This window comes from Actinomycetospora sp. (assembly GCF_055612215.1).
This window is the reverse complement of record NZ_JBVPVA010000780.1, coordinates 1-1850: the sequence shown is the minus strand read 5'-3', so window position 1 is coordinate 1850 and position 1850 is coordinate 1. Positions and strand designations below refer to the sequence as shown.

General features: G+C 76.6%; 3 protein-coding genes. 1 reads left to right on the top strand and 2 read right to left on the bottom strand.

What is annotated here, in order from left to right:
* Positions 1-1177 (bottom strand): threonine ammonia-lyase (locus AC0CYZ_RS21360; RefSeq protein WP_472219011.1); only part of this gene is annotated, 1177 nt, incomplete at its 3' end.
* Between the two features lie 245 nt (positions 1178-1422).
* On the opposite strand from AC0CYZ_RS21360, the gene AC0CYZ_RS21355 reads away from it, so the two are divergent.
* A complete protein-coding gene (locus AC0CYZ_RS21355; RefSeq protein ID WP_472219009.1) occupies positions 1423-1686 on the top strand; it encodes a hypothetical protein in 264 nt (87 codons plus the stop codon).
* A gap of 27 nt (positions 1687-1713) precedes the next feature.
* Here AC0CYZ_RS21355 and AC0CYZ_RS21350 read toward each other — a convergent pair.
* A partial coding sequence (locus tag AC0CYZ_RS21350) for a PLP-dependent transferase (RefSeq protein WP_472219013.1) occupies positions 1714-1850 on the bottom strand: 137 nt, incomplete at its 5' end.

Here is a 1850-nt window from a genome sequence, read left to right as displayed (position 1 = left end):
CGACCATCGTCGTGCGGTGGTCGTGCCCGCGCGCCTCGAGGGTGAGGGCCACCTCGACCGCACCCAGGCCGAGCGGCCCGAGCCCGGACGAGGGCGCGAGCCGGCGGTGCTCGACGTCGACGACGTTGCCGCCGAGGCGCCCGAGCGCCGCGAGCAGGTCGCCGAGGTAGCCCGGGCGGTCGGGGAGCCGGACCCGCAACGTCGCGTACCGGCCGGCGGCGGCCATGCCGCGGCGGACGATCGCGTCGAGCATGAGCGGGTCGACGTTGCCGCCGGAGACGACGGCGACCACCGGGGACGACCACCGGCCCGGGTACTCCGCGACGGCCGCGACCGCCGCCGCCCCGGCCGGCTCGACGAGCAGCTTGCCGCGCTCGAGGCTCTGCAGGACGGCCCGGGACAGGGCCTCCTCGCTGACCGTCACGATCTCCTCGACCTGCGTGCTGACGTGCGCGAACGTCAGCACCCCGGGACGCGGGACAGCGATGCCGTCGGCGATGGTCGCACCGGCCACCGACACCGGCTCGCCCGCGGCGAGCGAGGGTGGCCACGCCGCGTACGCCGCGGCCTGCGCGCCCACGACGTGCACCCCGGTGCCGGCCAGCGCGGCGGCGATCCCCGAGACGAGGCCGCCGCCGCCGGTGCACACGACGACCGTGGCGACGTCCGGGACCTGTTCGAGGATCTCCAGCCCTACGGTGCCCTGGCCCGCGACGATGTCGGGGTGGTCGAACGGGTGGATCAGCACCGCCCCGGTCTCCTCGGCGAACTCCGCGGCCGCGGTCAGCGTGGCGTCGAAGGTGTCGACGAGGCGGACGTCGGCGCCGTAGCCGCGGGTGGCCGCGAGCTTGGGCAACGGGGCGCCCGCGGGCATGAAGACCGTCGCGTGCGTGCCGAGCAGCCCGGCCGCGAGCGCGACCCCCTGGGCGTGGTTGCCGGCGCTGGCCGCGACGACGCCCCGGGCGCGCTCGTCGTCGGCGAGGCGCTGGATGCGGCGGTAGGCGCCACGGATCTTGAAGCTGCCGGTCCGCTGCAGGTTCTCGCACTTCAGCCGCACCGGCCCACCCGCCGACTCCGCCAGCACCCGGGACGGCTCGACCGGCGTCCTGCGGACCACCCCCTCGAGCGCGACCCGGGCCGCCTCGACGTCCGCGCGGGTCACCAGGGTCTGCGGCACGGACCCGATGGTGCCCGCCGACCGGGGTCCGGGTCGCGCAGGGGCCCGGGAGTTCCCGGCGACCCGGTGACGTCGCCGACCGGTTCGCCCCCGCGACGGGCGGGCAACCGGTCGTACGGCGCGCCGTTTCCCGGCCCGGTCGGCGCCGGGCACCACTCGCCGGTCGGACGGTCGAACCGAACGCCCGTCGAACACGGACGTCGTCGGTAGCCTGTGTGCAGAGCGTGTGGCCAGGAGGTGCACGGATGATCGGAACACCGAGCGACGGTGCCCGTCCGCGCCGGGCCGCGGGCCTCGGACTGCTGGCCCCGCTCGTCGTCGCCGCCGCGCTCACCGGAGCGGCCGTCTTCACCGTCTCCCAGGCCGGGTGCGACGACCCGGGGACGCTCGTCGAGACCCACCACGGGCCGGTCCTGGTCGGCGGCTGCAGCGTCCCGGGCCTCGTCGTGCCCGGTCACACCGCCCCGCACGGCTCCGCGAACGACCAGGCCGACGCCCGCCGCGGCTAGTCGGTCGCGCCAAGCGCGGAGTGGGGCTCAGAGCGTCGCGAGCGCCTGGAGCAGGTCGTCGACGAGGTCGTCGCCGTCCTCGATGCCCACCGAGAGGCGCACCAGGTCGGCGGAGACCTCGAGCGGTGAGCCCACCGTCGACGCGTGCGTCATCGCGCCCGGGT